This is a genomic window from Rhodococcoides fascians A44A (genome assembly GCF_000760735.1).
Classification (GTDB): Bacteria; Actinomycetota; Actinomycetes; order Mycobacteriales; family Mycobacteriaceae; genus Rhodococcoides; species Rhodococcoides fascians_E.
The window spans coordinates 2,726,104-2,727,300 of the sequence record NZ_JMEX01000008.1 but is presented as its reverse complement, the minus strand read 5'-3'; the positions used below and the strand labels follow the sequence as shown (position 1 = coordinate 2,727,300).

The following is a 1,197-nucleotide window of genomic DNA, read 5'->3' as shown; positions in this document are numbered from 1 at the left end:
ACCCAACTCGCCGACGGCTACATCAACCGACCCGACCTCACCGCCACCCGCTTCATCGCCGACCCCACCGGATCCGGCGAACAATCAGGTCAGCGCCTCTACCGCACCGGCGATCTCGTCCGCTGGAACACCGACGGCCAACTCGACTACCTCGGCCGCACCGACGATCAGGTCAAGATCCGCGGCTACCGCATCGAAACCGACGACATCCGCACCGTCCTCGAACACCACCCCGCCGTCTCCACCGCCATCGTCATCGCCGCCGAACACCCCGGAAACACCAACGGCAGCGGCAGCGGCAGCGGCACCGGAAAATACCTCGCCGCCTATCACACCAGCACCACCGACAATGAGGCCACCGACGAGGAACTACGGGCATTCCTCACCGACCGACTACCCGACTACATGATCCCCACCGTCTTCATCCCCATCACCGAAATCCCCACCACCCCCAACGGCAAACTCGACCACCGCGCCCTACCCACACCCGACCTCACCGGGGCATTGGCTGGCGGACAAGAACTCGAGACCGATACGGAAAAAGCACTCGGGCGGCTGTTCCACGAAGTCCTCGGACTCACCGACGACACCACACTCACCGCAGACGACCATTTCTTCCGCCTCGGCGGGCACTCCCTGACCGCCACCCGCGTCGCCGCCCGCATCAACGCCGAACTCGGCACCTCCCTGACCCTGCGCGAAGTGTTCACCACCCCCACCATCACCGGCCTCGCGCACCTCATCGACACCACCATCGCCACCCTCGACACCACCGGCGACGGCGCCACAGGACACCTGTCACCAGTACGCATCACCGACATCACGCTCACCGACCCGATCCCCGCCTCCTACGGCCAACAAGCACTCTGGATCATCGACCAACTCGGCGGACCCGCCTCCCAGTACGTCGTCCCCACGATCTGGACCCTCACCGGAAACCTCGACACCGCAGCCTTCACCACCGCCATCGGCGACCTCGTCACCCGCCACCACCCCCTGCGCACCCTGCTCGTCGAACACGACGGCACCCTCACCCAACACATCGTCGAACCCACCCACATCACCGAACGACTCTCCATCGAGATCACCGACCTACGCGGCACCGACAACACCCACCCCCACACCGATACCGACCCCGACACCTATATCGCCGCTCTCATCGCCGCCGGGTTCGATCTCGCCACCGACCTCCCACTG

Annotated in this window: 1 protein-coding gene; it reads left to right on the top strand. The window is 65.4% G+C overall.

Annotated elements, in window-relative coordinates:
• The coding region (locus BH95_RS29150) for a phosphopantetheine-binding protein (protein WP_208601197.1) at positions 1-1,197 on the top strand (1,197 nt) is incomplete at both ends.